Source organism: Corynebacterium poyangense (assembly GCF_014522205.1).
Lineage (GTDB): Bacteria > Actinomycetota > Actinomycetes > Mycobacteriales > Mycobacteriaceae > Corynebacterium > Corynebacterium poyangense.
Map to the genome: position 1 here is coordinate 719,103 of NZ_CP046884.1, position 15,396 is coordinate 734,498.

The window sequence follows — 15,396 nt, forward strand, 5'->3', positions numbered from 1 at the left end:
ACTTTATTCCACCAGACTCAACTTTATTTTTCTTCCTCCTCTTTCCCCTGTTCATCGCCCTCATTCTTTTCTCGCTCTAGGCGCTCGATCTCACCTATCGGATCAAACTCTACCCCATCGTTTTCGCCGAGAAGCCCATCAATAAACTCCGCAGAGTTCTCTAGATCTTCAGCGGAGGGCATGAAATCCGGGTGTTCCCACACGGCATCTCGCCTTTGAGTTCCGACGGCAACCTCAACCCGGCTCCACAGTTCCATGGCTTCAGCCACCTTGGGGGCATTAAATTCGATGCCGACGACTTTCGCGAAAGCTTGCTCCGCTGAACCACCTGTTGCTCGTCGACGTCGCCACGCTTCGTTTAAGGCCGCGGTGGCCGGAATGCGGTTCCCCATGGCTTGGGTAACTACAAACTCTACCCATCCTTCAACTAATGCCAGGAGCGTTTCGAGGCGTGATACCGCTGCGGCGTTTCGAGAGGTGATCTTAGGAGAAAGATCCATATTCTGCAGCTGTTGCATTGCTTCTTGGATCTGTGCGGGATCTCCTGATTCTAAGTTCAAGCCTCGCGCTGCTTCTTCAATATGCGAGGTATCAATAACCAAACCAGCAGCATATTCTTCTACTGAGGAGACGAGTCTTTCCACCAGCCACGGCACATGTCGGAACAGCCGTTGGCGAGCAGCTTCCCGGGCGCTGATATACACCATAACGTCGCGAGAATTAATTTCGAGATCGTTCGCTATTTTCTGGATATGCGCGGGCAGTAGTGCAATTACTCCCTCTGGCGCTACCGGTAACCCAAAATCAGAACCGGTCAACGCCTGAGTAGATATTTCACCGAGGGCATGCCCCAACTGCATCCCAAAGTTCATCCCGGACATGTGATTCATCATGGATAACATCGGGCCCATCATTTCGCGGGCTTCTTCCGGCAAAGACGCGAGCTGGGCCTCGTTCATATTCTTCGCCACCGGGGTCACCATGCGTTTCCACATCGGTAAGGTGCGCTCTAAATAGTCGGCAGCGTTCCATGCCTCGATACTGCCGCCAGAAGTCGGTAATTCGGTAAATTCATCCAGCCACAACTCCGCCAGACGCACAGAATCTTCCACCGCGGCTTTTTCCTGGGAATTTATTGAGGCAGCTTTCCCGGTTTGTTGCTTAGCTATTCGCTCAGCCATGTCATAGTTCACCGGCGGATTGGGTTCGCGAGAATTCATCGACGACCCCATCCCAGACAACATCTGCCCAAATTGATTAAGAATATCGCCTAACCCCCCGGCGCCCCCAGTGGAAAATCCGAACGCTCCGAAGGGATTCTGGTTCTGGTTTTCGCGATGCTCGCGGTCATCGTCGTCATCATTATTGCCAAAGGAGAATCCGAATCCATGGGTACTCATGCCTTTACAGTACCGACCAAAACATCAAAATAGCTATGGCGGCGGCTATGCTCTCAGCGAACAGCCGGGTAGTGTGATTGTTCGTGTCACGTCGATTGAGAACCATCATCTGTGGAGCCATCCCGGTAGTTGTGCTTGGTGCCCTCGTGGGAATGGATCATATTCCTGGGACAAATATTTCTTTAACCGTGCCCTATGCGGCGGAAGGGCCGGGCCCGAGTTTTAATACGCTGGGAGAAATTGAGGGGAAAGAAGTAGTGGAGATTGATGGGGAAAACACCGATCCCACTAGCGGGAATCTCAATATGACAACCGTGTCGGTGCGAACCGGGATGACCGTACCGCAGGTGGTGTCTCGGTGGGCTCAAGGCGACAGTATCGTCCCGCTCGATACCATTTTCCAACCCGGCGAGAGTCAAGAAGACGTCCAAGAGCGGAATAAGGCAGCTTTCGCAAATTCCGAGACAGCTGCCACGTTGGCGGCTATGAACTATTTGCATCGTAAGGTTGAGGTGCAGGTTGTTGAGGTCAAACCTGATTCTGCGGCAGAGGGGCAGCTAGTATCCGGGGACCGCATCATCAGCATCAACGGCACCCCAGTTGCCACTCCCGCAGAGGCGCAAGAACAAGTTTCGCACTACCAGCCGGGTGAGAAAATCACCCTGGATATTAAGCATCAAGATCAGAGCCGAGCTACGTTGACTCTGAACTTGGGAGAAAACCCTGACTCTCCGGGGAAGCCTTTACTGGGAATAACGATGGTGTCGGTTCCGGCCGATGGGGTGCGCATTCATTACAACCTTAATGAAGTAGGTGGGCCCAGTGCCGGGATGATGTTTTCCCTGGCAGTTGTGGATAAGCTCAGCCCGGGGTTACTTAATGGAGGAAAGTTTGTGGCCGGAACCGGAACGATTTCCGCAGATGGTTCCGTGGGGCCCATTGGGGGTATCACCCACAAGATGAAAGCAGCTGAGGATCTGGGGGCTGAACTTTTCTTGGCCCCGAAGGATAATTGTGCAGAGGCTATGAGCCAGGATCACGGCACCATGGTGGTAGCAGAAGTCACTAGTCTCAGCGATGCAATCCAGCAGATGAAAGCCTATTCCGAGGGAGGCGACGTCCGCACCTGCCAGAGTCGCTAACTCTTCGGCTCCGAGGGAGCGCTGCTGCGCTGTGACTTATCTGCGTTATGGGGTCTTAAGGTAGATGCATCCCCTTCTTTGACAAGACCTAATTCTTTGATCCTTGCCTCGGGGTCTACTTGATCGGAAGACACCATTTGCTGCATCACCAGGCCTTTATTGTTATCGACTACGGTGATAACTGCCGTGGTGCCCAAAGTGGACCATCCCACCACCCTGGAGCCACTATCTTCTACTACCCGAGAAGACCTCAACTCCGTTAAGAGTTGAGTGGTAGACGCGGCTTTAGCGGAGGACTTAAAAAACTGGAATTGCCCGATTTCCGGTCCCGAACACTGGAAAGATTCGTTGATTCCGCTGGCGCTGCAGCTTTCAAATTTGTCGAACACGCTCGCCGGGGCGAGGGAAGAAAAAACCTCGCGGACGTGTGATACCTGAGATTCAGCGTCAGAGGCGCTGCTGGTAGTGGTGCTAGGGGACGTGCTCGTCGATACTTGGCTAGTGGTGTTGGGTGAATCTTCTTGGGGGTTGTCTGGCCCGTGGGGGTCAGGACCTGCGTGGCAGGCGCTAAGTGCGAAAGCAGGTAGCACAGCAACAATCGCCGCTTTCCGCAAGGAATATAAGGTCCGACGGATACTAATGCGGCCGGGCGGCGACGTAGGCACAGGGACTCCTTCATTGGGGGTAGGGGAGGACCAATATCAATAATCTATAGTCAAGCTTAACTGCCGTGGGGTAGGGGGCAACAACTCCAATTAGCTGTCATCTCCGAAGTTGGGGTCTTGTTCCAAGCTATAGCGCAAAGCAGCAATAACTTCCGGGGCTATTTCTGAGCCACCTCGCAGTTCTACTTTGTCCTCGGCAAAAGGACCTTCGTTAGCTACCTCCTCCTCGGTGGGTTTTAGCTGCAACAAGGTAAGTTCTGGGCCGGACCGGAGAACTCCAGAGAAAAGCCGCGCCGGGCGAGGTTCGGTCATGGTGGCGTCGGACGCATCACGATAACGGATTTCTTGGGAAAGGATGATTCCTGAAATAGTTTTTGGCCACACGGTGCGGCTGAGGTAGTCAGCTAACTCGGGAGAGCTGTGGTTGATGTGGGACGGCAAGGCGTCTTGAACCACCAAACTCAGCGGTGAGACGTCATCGTCGGGATGATAAAAATCAGCGCCGAGCAACTCTGAGCGCACTAACGCAAAAAGCGTTGGGGTGGCAGCATCCCACCCTTCGGCGTGGATGAAGTCTACCGCCTCAAGCATCGCTCTATTTAAGGCTTGAGGAGAGTCGGCATCGCCGTGGGGGTTCATCCCGTTCACGTAATCCTCCTTAGTGAAAACAAAACTAGAAATAAGTTTCCCAATGCCCGTAAAGTAAGGAGAATACACCCGTTTCCTCGATAAAGGAGCCTGACGTTGGCGACAGAAATGCCGCAGCCGTCCCCCCGTCTCAAGCGTCCCCCTCGCATCTTGGCTTGGATCATCGGCGTTATCGCTGTGCTTTTGATTCTTGGCCCGGTTCTCATAGGCGCGTACACCGACTGGTTATGGTTCGGAGAAGTGGACTATCGCGAGGTGTTTACGAAAACACTCTTCACTCGCATAGCCCTCTTCTTCATCTTTGCCGTCGTATCCGGGGGTGTGATCTTCCTCGCGTGTTTGTTGACGTGGAAGGTTCGGCCGCGTGATATTAACCACCTTGATCCTCGGTCACCCATCCATCACTACCGAACCGCCATCGAGCGCAGTCTTCATTCCGTTCTCGTTGTGCTCCCAGCCTTAATTGGCTTTTTTGCCGGTTTTGTCGGACAAGCCCAATGGCGCACGGTATTGATGTTCCTAGAAGGTGGAGATTTCGGTACCACCGACGCTCAATTTGGCAACGACCTTGGTTTCTACGCCTTCCGTCTGCCGATGTGGCGCATTATCGTCGACGGTTTCTCGATGCTTCTCATCGTGGCTTTCTTGATCGCTTTAGTGGGGCACTACCTTACCGGTGGCATCCAAATCGGGAACAAAATGGCCGGAATCAACGGCTACGTTAGCCCCGCTGCCCGGATGCAATTAGCTCTAACCGGTGGGCTATGGATGCTGCTTCGGGTAGCTTCCTATTGGCTTGACCGCTATGACCTGCTCAACCGTAAGCATGACATCTTCACCGGAGCAGCCTACACCGATATTAATGCCGTACTCCCAGCAAAGATCATCATGATGATTATTGCGGCATTAGTAGCTGTAGCTTTCTTCAGCGCTATCGTGTTCCGCGATCTTCGTATCCCAGCTTTGGCAACAGTCCTGCTGGTTCTCAGCTCCCTGGTGGTGGGCTCAGCTTGGCCCATGTTGCTGGAGCGATTCTCGGTCAGCCCCAACCGCGCTGAAAAGGAATCGCAGTATATTGCCCGCAATATCGACGCGACGCGCCAGGCCTATGGGTTGACTGATGACAAAGTGGAATACCAAGACAATTGGGGTGCTAAGAGTAACTCCGCTCAAGAAAACCCGGATCAGGTGAAACGTGCGGTAGCTAATGATGTTGCAACGATCTCCAATATCCGGTTGCTCGATCCAGAGATTTTGACCCCAACCTTTACCCAGCAGCAACAGCTGCGAAACTTCTATGGTTTCCCGGATACTTTATCTATAGACCGTTACCAAGTTGATGGGCAGTTGCGGGACTTCGTGGTGGCTGCGAGGGAATTGGACCCGAACGCCTTGCAGGAGAACCAGTCTGGATGGATTAATCGCCACACGGTCTACACTCACGGGAACGGGTTTATTGCTGCCCCGGCTAACCAGGTAGATGAAGTGGCCCGAGATGTAGGATCCACCCGCGGCGGATACCCGGTTTACACAGTTTCTGATCTTCAATCAAATGAATCTGGTGCGCAGAGCCGTCAATCAGAACAATTGGGCATTAAGGTTGATCAGCCCCGAATCTACTATGGACCGGTTATTGCTGGTGCTAAGGACCGAGCCGACTATGCAGTTGTTGGCGGAGATACCCCAGTTGAGTACGACACCGATACATCTAACTACACCTACAGTGGGCGCGGTGGGGTAGACGTCGGCAACTTCTTTAATCGTGCGGTTTTTGCCATGAAGTATCAGGAACTCAACCTGATTTTGTCAGAACGAGTTCACTCTGATTCCAAGATCCTCTTTGACCGTGACCCCCGGCAGCGGGTGGAAAAAGTCGCGCCGTGGCTAACAACGGATTCTAAGACCTATCCGGCGGTTATTGACGGGCGAATTAAATGGATTGTGGATGGTTATACCACCCTGGATGCGTTGCCCTACTCGGAGCAAACGTCATTAACCCAGGCTACCGAGGATGCTCTCAACCCCGATGGCACCAACCAGAGGCTGATTACTGACAGTGTGGGATATATCCGAAACTCCGTGAAAGCCACCGTGGATGCCTACGACGGCACGGTAGAACTCTATGAGTTTGATACCGAAGATCCCGTGCTCAAGGCCTGGGAAGCAGTGTATCCCGGTACGGTCAAACCGGAATCTGAGATCTCTAAGGAGCTGAGGGAGCACCTACGCTACCCCGAAGATTTATTTAAAGTTCAGCGCAAACTCTTAGCCCGCTACCATGTCAATGATCCAGGGACATTCTTTACCAACGATGCATTCTGGTCAGTACCCGCAGACCCAACAGCCACAGACAACCGATCCCAGTTAGACCAACCCCCGTATTATGTGGTGGCCGCAGACCCGAAGACCGGGAAACCAAGCTTCCAGCTGATTACCCCCTTCCGTGGTTTGCAGCGCGACTTCCTCTCGGCACACATGGCGGTATCCTCCGATCCCGACAACTACGGCAAGATCACAGTTCGTGTGCTACCCACCAACACTCAGACCCAAGGCCCACGGCAAGCCCAGGACACCATGATGTCCTCGGACCAAATTGCCCGTGACCGAACACTCTGGGAAGGGACTAATCAGCTGCATAATGGTAATCTTCTGACGCTTCCCGTAGGGGACGGGCAAATCCTATATGTTGAGCCGGTGTACTCTCAGCGCGCCAACCAGCAGTCTGCTTTCCCGAAACTGTTGCGCGTCTTAGTGTCCTATAACGGGCAGGTGGGCTATGCCCCAACAATTTCCGAGGCGTTAAGCCAGGTGGGGTTAGATCCTAAAGCTGCCCAGGACATTAATGAAGTACCTGGTGGTGACGCTAATAAGGATAAGAACAAAGAAGAAACAAAGACGCAACAACCCAGCGCTCCGGCAACAGGAACGGGTGCTCAGGGACAAGCTATCGAGCGAATTAATACCGCACTCGATAATCTGGAAAAGGCGCGAAACGGCAGTTTCGAAGAGTATGGCAAAGCCCTTGATGAGTTAGACAAGGCAGTAGACGCGTACCGAGCCGCGGAAGGAAAATAGTTCCTCGCTTGAGGAGCGAGGGGTTCGATGTTATGTTGTCCACTATATGCCCCGTACCCTGCTGATTTGGTGTTAGTAGGGGAGGGGCGGTACAGTATCACCCGTTGCACCCAGTGATTCTGGAAAGAAACACAAGAGTGTGACTATGACCCACGGTCATACGACGCGGGGTGGAGCAGCTCGGTAGCTCGCTGGGCTCATAACCCAGAGGTCGTTGGTTCGAATCCAGCCCCCGCTACTAAGAAAGGCCCTGGCCGGCAGAAACACTGGTCAGGGTCTTTTGCTTTTCACACATCACATCGCTTTTGGGACTGAAATTGGGATTAAAGTCGTCACAAACTGTAGCCGTCGCCCACCCGTGGCCTGATGGCGCGGATGCTGGCGCACCCGCCCGCACCCCTAAGGAGAGACCCACAGGGCTCAATAAGCAAAGCCGTCGTGCTGCTTGTCCCGCATACCGAATCCGGTGGTGTGGTACCGAGCCGGCGCGACGCCGTGTCCAGTCAATCTGGCCAAGTGTGACGTTCTGCTCTGTGTGGTCCGTGATGATATTCGTGTTGCGTGCCACTTGCTTCGCCGACTACTTCGCGCCCACACTGCGCGCCGCCTCCTGAAGAAGTTTGCGGCGCGTATGCTTTCCAACGTCCCCGTGACACCAGTGGCGCACGTTGACTCCTGCCCTGCTCGCCGTATCAGTCATCTCTGCCTCCTGAAGCTTCTATCCGAGCGAGTAGAAGGGCTTTTAGCTAAGTAAACGTGGTCCTCACAAGCAAAATGTCTAGTGAGCCGCTGATTCGCGTGCAAATTAACTGCGTTCGGTAGGCCGGTTTTCTACTAGCATGACGTAGTCGGATTTTCGATTGCTGTAAAAAACAGACTGTGGAAAAGGCAAATGAAGATTGGTAGGGGGTAGTCAAATGATCTCCTCGGGAGTATAGTCCTGAAGAAATACCTTTGATAGGAAAATGATTTTCCGATCAAAGGTAGCTGTCGGTAAATATCCTAGAAAGGACCCGAGATGAGTGGGAGGAAACAATTTACTGGTACCGGCAGGACTAGCAGTCGGGGCTGCTCTCGGTAATGCTTCGACCGAGACGGCAGCGTCTGTGGGAGTACTCAGATACTTCATCTTTGCTATTGTCGTCTATTTCAAAGCGAATTTCCTAAAGCAAGCGTTTTGGGTCAATTGCCTTGGCATGACCGTTCTGAGCGGTGCGGTTCTCGCTCTTAATGTATCGGCGCTGTGTTGAGTTCGACATTGAAGATGAGGCGGAATTTTAGGCTCTACTTAAGCAACCCGTTTGACTCCGATTATCCCAGTAACGCACAGCTTTCTTAGCGGACTTGACTACAAGTTTACGGCTAAAGCGAAAATCGTCGATACAACGTAGATCTAGGAATAAAATGTCTAAAACAAGTTACTCGGAAAGAGAAGTTGAATCTCCATACATGGATGTTGCCCCTCAAAGGGCTTGTCCATTTTCCCCTCCAGCGGAGTTTATTGACGCGTCTAAAAATGCGCCTATTGTTCCATGGAACTTCCATGCAGGGCATCGAGGGTGGTTGGTCACCGGAAATATAGCTGCAAAGCAAATTCTAGCAGACAAACGATTTTCGGTGAGAGTGGATTTAGCCAATACGCCAGGCGCCCAAACGCTCCGGCACTTCGATGCACCCGGGCTATTCCATATGAAAGACGACCCGGACCATTCTAGATTGCGAAAGGCAGTGAACCGCGAATTTGCGCCGGCTCGAATTCGGGCATTCGAGCCGACAATGGAAGCCATCGCTGAAGAACGGTTGGAATGGCTTTTGGCAAGCGGATCTGGTTCAGATTTTATAACTTCAGTTTCCATTCCATACTCGATAGGTGTAGTTTGCAGTTATCTTGAGATCCCTGAATCAGTTAGCTCATTGCTTGTCCAGCACGCAGCGGTGGCTTTTCGCAAGCAGGAAAAAGATGATAAGCGTATCGCAGCTTTGCAACAGGTCTACGAAGTTCTTAGTGGTCTCGTTTCGGAACGGTATCAACTGCCGACTGGCGACATGATTTCGCGCTTACTGAAAGATGAGAGCATCAAAGCTGAAGAAGTGGTGGGCATTGTCGCTCAAGTGCTCATTGCCGGCTTTACAGTCCCCGCCGCGATGTTCGGGTTCGCTATGTACGCAATCATGGAACGTCCAAATGGAATCACTGAACTCATTGGAAAGGGAAAAACTGAGGCGACTGTCAATGAGCTCTTCAGGTATGTCAGTTTTGAAGCGCAGCCAAGAATCAGAGTTGCGACCGAGGATGTTGAAGTGTGCGGAATTACTATTCAAGAAGGGCAGCTTGTGGCCATCGCCATTGACGTGGCGAATCGTGATTCCTCTATCTACCAAGATCCCGATTGTCTGCTGCCAGAGCGGAGTGTTAAGTCACACCTCGCTTTCAGTTGGGGACCGCACCAGTGCTTGGGGCGAAGTTTAGCCGTCAGCGAATTAACAGTATTGCTGAACTCTATTACTAATAAGGTCCCTGCAATTCGTATCGCGGAGGGTACCACACCGATCGTGACTGACGATGGGATTGTCAGAGCAATAGTGAGGATGCAGGTCGAGTGGTAAGTAGCTCTGCTTTTCAAAATTTTAGTTCTCGGAGATTGGGAACCCTTTTTGGTGCATCTTGGCAGTTGGCACGTCCAAGAACTTGTTTAGTGGGTATACTTGCCTATGGCTTCGGTATCGAACTGCTCGGAACGCACTGGCGTCTAGCCATTATTGCGGGTTCAATGGCCATGTTTATCATGCCGGTGGTAGCCAACCTGCACAATTCCTACACCGACCTAGAGGAAGATGCTCGTAACCTTCCCGGACGTATCTCTCTTGTCTATGCGGTTGGTGTTAAGAATCTCAAGAGGATGGTCAGGTATGGGCTGGCATTGGTAGTTATATTGTGTGCGTCCATTGGGTGGCTTGCGTTCATCCTGGCTGTGGTGGGAGTACTGTTGTTGCTCTCTTACTCAGCGCCACCATTACGTTTGAAAGCGCGACCATTCTCTGGCTTATTGATCTTCTCCTTAGTTATCGCCTATCCGTTTCTCATTGCCGTGACCGCTGGCGAGACCTGGGCGAAATGGAACTCACCGCTAGAGGAGCACAGGTGGATTTGGCTTGCCTACCTTGTTCTTCTTTTTATGGCCAAGGGTTGTGTGAAAAACGTACCTGATTACGAGGGTGACATGATTGCCAGCATTCGTAACTCAGCTACAAGGTTTGGAAGCATCCAAAAGGCCTCAATGTTCGCCGTGTGCGCTACATGGATTTGCTATTCGCTCTTCCCTTTTGTTGTGTTCTTGACGCAGGCTCCGGCAAATCTCTACTTAGCTATCCCATGGGTATTGGTAGCCATGCTGCATGTTGCCAGGTTACTGAGAAGCGATTCTCCGGCGTATCTTAACTCAGTTCTGAAATGGGACATGGCTGTTTCAGTGGTATTTCTCGCGCACCTGGTGGTGCTTGTTGATCTCTCCACCAGCGGGTGGACGTTGGCGCTGTGCTGCATATTCATCATCATTTTCGCTGACGCGATTGGAGCCGATTCGCGCGCCAATAACCACCTTCCTCAACAAGCTGACGAAACACCGATTGACGACACTAGGTTAGGAAGGCACTGCAATGAAAGTTGAGCTTGATCCAGGAGGCTTCTTGGCAACCAGCTCCGAAGAGCTCAAGAGCGAACTCAGCAACATAAATCCGAAGCTTGAACAAAGCGCAGCGGTTCAATACGCGCTCACCCCGCACGGAAAACTGATTCGTCCGCTGACGCTCTTCGCTATCGCCAATGCACTTGGTCTAAGTGTGAGTAGAGCGCTAGTCACCATTGCTGCCAGCATCGAAAAGCTTCACATCGCGACGTTGGTTCATGACGACATTATCGACAACGATCAATGGCGCAGGGGGCGTCCTACCCTTCACACTCAATTTGATCTGGGTACGGCAATAGTCGTCGGAGACTCTCTTATTTTTGAAACCACAGCCTGGGTAAAAGATACTGTCAATCTAGGAATCGAGCCTCGCAGTGCGCTGGAAATTCTCAGCCAGTTTGCTACTGCTGGGCAGCAGCTGTGCTCTGGACAGCAACTGGAGTCGCAGATGACCTCGAGTTTGAACTTCAGCTACACAAGATACATCCAAATGATTGAGGGAAAAACCAGTTCGCTCTTCGAGCTCGCAGCTGTGTGTGGAGCAATCCTTGCGAATGCTAGTAGAGAGGAAAGGCAAAGATTCTTCACTGTCGGCCAGAAATTTGGCATCGCTTTTCAAATGCAGGATGATCTCTTGCCATTCTTCAGTGACCGAGAAGCAGCTGGCAAAGACCTTTTAAGCGATTTGAGAAACAGACGACCGAGCTTTCCTCTGGTTGTCGCAGTTGAGTTGCTCGAGGGAGTAAATCGGACAAACTTGCTCTCCTTTCTCGCATCTGATACACCAGCTGGTTCTGAATCATTCTCGATGCTTACAGAACTTCTTGTTAGTGCAGGGGTCCTGCAGAAATGTCAAGACTTGCTGCGCCAAACACTCGAAGAGGCAAAAGCGCTGTTAGAACCGTATCACGAAACTGAGGGTGGGAAGTTCCTGGTTCAACTCTTACACCAGTCAACAAGGAGGAAGCTATGAGTAAATCCAATCGGCCTCCTACACCCCAGTCGCTATTTACCCGCATTGCTCCCTGGTATGACTTTGTTAACTCGATCGCCAGCGCAGGTAACGTCGGCCGATGGCGGCGGGAAACTGCTGAACTAATTCCGCATAATGAAGTACAGAGCATTCTTGACATCGCCTGTGGAACCGGCGGGATGGGAGTTGCGCTTCGACGGTATCATCCTCGTGCTGAGATAGTTGGATTGGACTCGAATCAGGCAATGCTTGAAGTTGCACGAAAGCGAAGAAGCAGCATCTATGATCTTCTGATTCAAGGGGAAGTAGAAGCTCTCCCATTTGAGGACGCAAGCTTTGATGCTGTGGTGGTTGCATTCGCATTTCATGACTTTCACTGCTCTTTGCAATCGCTAACTGAGGTCTGCAGAATACTTCGTCCAAATGGAATATTCGCATGTATGGAACTTTCACTCCCAACTGATGCAACAACTCGTATTTGGTACAAACGATTCCTAAAAACGCTCGTAGCAGTACGCAACAGCCTGGGGTTACGGAATCAAGGTCACGTGCTCGACGAAATCCTTAACAGCCCTCATTCATCATATCTCGCCGATTTGGTCACCGCTAGCGACTTTGAAGCTTTATCGCAAAGCGAATTAAGTAAGGGGATCGTCACTAACTACTCGTTCCTAAAAGGAGGGGCAGAATGAAGCTTCGCAAAGCATTAACTGACGCCAGTGGCCCTGACACTTCTGAATGGGGCCGGTTCAGAAATGAGCTTGTTGGAGGTCGACGAGGAGCTGACTATGTTTTAGGAGCTTTAGCTCAAGACGGCGTTTCTGTGATGTTTGGTTTGCCTGCGGATTCCATTAACTCACTATTTGATGCTGCTCGGAAACACAGTGGGATACGGGTCGTTACATGTCACCACGAAACACATGGCACGCTGATGGCCTCTGCTTTTGGTAAACTATCTGGGACACCAGCCATTATGACGGCCACGAATGGACCTGGCGTAGGCCACCTACCAGTAGGTGCACGAGACGCCTTTCTTGACGAGGCTCCGCTGGTTTTGCTGCCCGGAACGGTCCCACATTCGATGGCTGGGATGCGTGGCTTCCAAGACCTCAATGGCGAAAAGTTGTTGGAACCCTGGGCTGATGGGATATTTCGTTGTGAAAGTATTGCGGGTCTAAGCCGAATCAAAGTGGTGGCTCCTCGCGCCAAGCACTCTAAGCGCCCAGTTGTTTTTATTTCGGCCCCCGACGTGCTAATGGATCCGTGCTCTATCGCCGTTGATCAAACTCCCACCCTGCATCCAGCCTCACAATGGTCGTCCAATTGTGCTGCTGTCGAACGTGCCGCTTCGATAATTGACGAGGCCGTAAGTAGCGTAATCCTTCTCGGAGACTCTAGAAATAGTCCAACTGAGCTCCCCGAGAGTGTTTACTCCATGGCATACATTTCCCCATCATCCTTGCAAGGATCAGGTTGGGGGAAAATTCCAACCTGTCGGAGAATTCTGCCGAGTGCCACCTATCTTCCTTGGTCTGGTGACGAAGTCGCAGTAATTGTAGTGGGTGACTGGCCTAATGAACTGGAAAATCAGCTTACCAATATCGCGGTAATCCACTTGACAAAGACCCCATCTTGGAGGGTTGAAACTGGGAAGTACATCAACCTTTGCGGTACTATCGCGTCCGACTTTCTAGAAAAGCACATGAAACAGGCAAAAGTGGAGTTCTCGCCTCCTGCTAGTAACGACTTGTTTAGCGATGTAGTTCCGTTGATTAATCGGGTGAGTGGGGAGGCTGACTTGATCTCCTGCGAACCCGGAACAGTTTTGGAGAGCGTATTCCTCCATTTGGAGGAACGCAACCGCACTTTCACGAGCTCTTTCGCCGCGGCAACTAAGGGATACGGTATTCCTGGAGCAATCGCTGGCGCGATTCTTGACAATACGAGGCTCAATATTGCCGTTGTCGACGAGGCAGGGTGGGTTGAGAGTCAGATTGAGGTGACAACTGCATTGAAACATGGTTGCCACATCGCTGTGATTTACTTAGCAATTGATGAGGAGGAAGTCCAGCGCTGTTGTTTGGAAGGTAAGGCACTCGGGCTGAATGTCCGAGTGATTGAAGGATTGCACACTCCGGACGAACTCCGCCCCTTTGAGATGCTGATTCTCAGGACTCATCGTTCCTCTTCGCGGTCCCCCGAGGAATTGCAGTTCTCCGGTCGACAACGGTGGCAATTAGCAAGCTCGTGCACTTCAACTTCTCGTCTTGAAAGCCAGGAATCTTTCGCGATGCAAGCTGTTGCTGCAGCAAAGACGCTTGGCGAAGTTAGTATTATTGAAGTGCGCGATGAGTGCACTTTGTTGCGAATCTTGAATCCTCTAGCAGATGCTGCTATGGACGGCGCGGCGGTCGTTCTCGTGGCTCATGAAGAAGCTTGGAATGTTAGTGCTGATCGCATTCTTCCTGAATTGGCACATTCAAACTTCTGTGGTTCGTTTGAAGAGCGTGAGACGCTGGTCGAGATGGCAAAGGTAGCGTCGAGCACATCTAGCACAGTAAGCCTCGTTCGTATTCAATCGGGCGCCACGGTATCACGAATAGAGAGACGGACTCACCGGACACAGAATTGCTCTCAGTTAGCGCTGCCTCAGCCCAGCTCGATTGAACAATGCAAAGCGATCCTCGAAAGCGCTCAGAATGCGGTCATTCTAGTTGGTGGAGGCGCTAAAGATAGGGAGCGAATCGCTTTACTTGCTACCAAACTAGATGCACCGATTCTAGCGACCATGGCGGGTGCGCAATTTGATTCACTTTCCTGCTTTGGTGGTTATGTCGGAAGTTCAGGGCAAAGGCACTCTAACACTTCGTTACGGGAAGCCGAGGTAGTGTTGATGTTGGGAGTTTCTAATCGAGGTGCTGCTTTCGAGCTTGTTGGTAATAGCAAGGTTGTGCTCGATGTCAATAGCGATTTGGAAACTCTAGCTTCTAGAAAATTTGATTCCTTAAGTATACATTCAGACTCATCCACGTTTGTCACCGCACTTTTGAAGAGCGAAATCAAGAAAGCAAGCGACAATTCTCATCAACTCAGCTACATGCGGAGCACCTGGTGGGATAACGCCGGGCAGGTCGACACTTTAGCAGGTAAGCTTCGACCCTCGTATGTGGTGCGGCAGCTCGATGAGAGCTTACCGGCTGACCGTGGATTCGCTTTCACCGGAGATGTGGGAATTAACACCCTGTGGCTGTTCCGCTTTCGCAAGCATCATGCATCGACTATTTGGTCCCGGAATTTCGCAACAATGGGCTTCGGACTACCAGCAGCTTTGGCTAGAGTAAAGTTTACGGGTCAGCCCACGGTTGCCGTCGTCGGAGATGGTGGCATGGGAATGTCTATTGGCGCGATTACTCCAGACTGTGAATCTCCAGTATTGTGTGTGGTCCTGAACAATCGCGGTCTTGCTGCAATCCGGTATGAGCAAGAATTCTTCGGATGGCCCGAATTTGAGTCCGGATACATTAACCCCGATTTTGCCGCATTTGCTCGCTCTCGCTCTTGGGATGGTCGCACAATTACCACGAAACAAGAGTTGCGAAAGGCCATAAACGATTTTGTCGTGGAACCATCTCCGATGCTGTTGGATGTCGTATGTACGGAAAACGAACCACCGATGCCTGCTCTGATCCCTAAACCCGTCCGCGTTGCTTCAGCGTTGTTTGCTTGGGCAAGACAAGGCAGAAAAGGGTTGGTATCTGCAAGGACGGCACTGAGCGCGATGATTTTCTTCCGTTAGAGACGTAGCCA

Annotated in this window: 10 protein-coding genes and 1 tRNA gene; 8 read left to right on the plus strand and 3 right to left on the minus strand. The window is 51.7% G+C overall.

The features are described 5' to 3' along the window. Nucleotides 1-23: 23 nt before the first annotated feature. A complete protein-coding gene (locus GP475_RS03400; RefSeq protein WP_187975256.1) occupies nt 24-1,400 on the minus strand; it encodes a zinc-dependent metalloprotease in 1,377 nt (458 codons plus the stop codon). An 83-nt stretch (nt 1,401-1,483) separates the two neighbouring features. Here GP475_RS03400 and GP475_RS03405 point away from each other — a divergent pair, with 83 nt between their 5' ends. Further along, nucleotides 1,484-2,542: a YlbL family protein gene (locus GP475_RS03405; protein ID WP_187975257.1), complete on the plus strand. Its 1,059-nt coding sequence runs from the start codon at nt 1,484-1,486 to the stop codon at nt 2,540-2,542. On the opposite strand, the gene GP475_RS03410 is transcribed toward GP475_RS03405, so the two are convergent. Both GP475_RS03410 and GP475_RS03415 read right to left on the minus strand, forming a co-directional pair. Beyond that, a complete protein-coding gene (locus GP475_RS03410) occupies nt 2,539-3,207 on the minus strand; it encodes a hypothetical protein (RefSeq protein WP_187975258.1) in 669 nt (222 codons plus the stop codon). The two genes, GP475_RS03405 and GP475_RS03410, sit on opposite strands and share 4 nt — an antisense overlap. A 90-nt stretch (nt 3,208-3,297) precedes the next feature. Beyond that, nucleotides 3,298-3,846, minus strand: a complete 549-nt coding sequence (locus tag GP475_RS03415; protein WP_187975763.1) for a PPA1309 family protein — start codon at nt 3,844-3,846, stop codon at nt 3,298-3,300. A gap of 105 nt (nt 3,847-3,951) precedes the next feature. On the opposite strand from GP475_RS03415, the gene GP475_RS03420 reads away from it, so the two are divergent. The 7 genes from GP475_RS03420 (at nt 3,952) to GP475_RS03455 (ending at nt 15,385) form a co-directional block, all read left to right on the plus strand. Next, the gene (locus GP475_RS03420) at nt 3,952-6,930 is read left to right on the plus strand and encodes a UPF0182 family protein (protein ID WP_187975259.1); all 2,979 of its coding nucleotides are present in this window, start codon (nt 3,952-3,954) and stop codon (nt 6,928-6,930) included. Nucleotides 6,931-7,094: 164 nt separating this feature from the next. Continuing rightward, nucleotides 7,095-7,168 (plus strand) — tRNA-Met (locus GP475_RS03425). Nucleotides 7,169-8,334: 1,166 nt separating this feature from the next. Then, entirely contained in the window at nt 8,335-9,537 is a 1,203-nt protein-coding gene (locus tag GP475_RS03435) for a cytochrome P450 (RefSeq protein ID WP_187975261.1), read from the plus strand. Between the two features lie 89 nt (nt 9,538-9,626). Continuing rightward, a complete protein-coding gene (locus GP475_RS03440; protein WP_187975262.1) occupies nt 9,627-10,598 on the plus strand; it encodes a UbiA family prenyltransferase in 972 nt (323 codons plus the stop codon). Then, nucleotides 10,588-11,589, plus strand: coding sequence for a polyprenyl synthetase family protein (locus GP475_RS03445; protein WP_187975263.1), 1,002 nt, complete (start codon nt 10,588-10,590; stop codon nt 11,587-11,589). Before GP475_RS03440 ends, GP475_RS03445 begins: the two co-directional genes overlap by 11 nt. Further along, the gene (locus GP475_RS03450; protein ID WP_187975264.1) at nt 11,586-12,281 is read left to right on the plus strand and encodes a class I SAM-dependent methyltransferase; all 696 of its coding nucleotides are present in this window, start codon (nt 11,586-11,588) and stop codon (nt 12,279-12,281) included. The genes GP475_RS03445 and GP475_RS03450 overlap by 4 nt, the downstream gene beginning before the upstream one ends. Continuing rightward, a complete protein-coding gene (locus GP475_RS03455; protein ID WP_187975265.1) occupies nt 12,278-15,385 on the plus strand; it encodes a thiamine pyrophosphate-dependent enzyme in 3,108 nt (1,035 codons plus the stop codon). The genes GP475_RS03450 and GP475_RS03455 overlap by 4 nt, the downstream gene beginning before the upstream one ends. Nucleotides 15,386-15,396 lie beyond the last annotated feature (11 nt).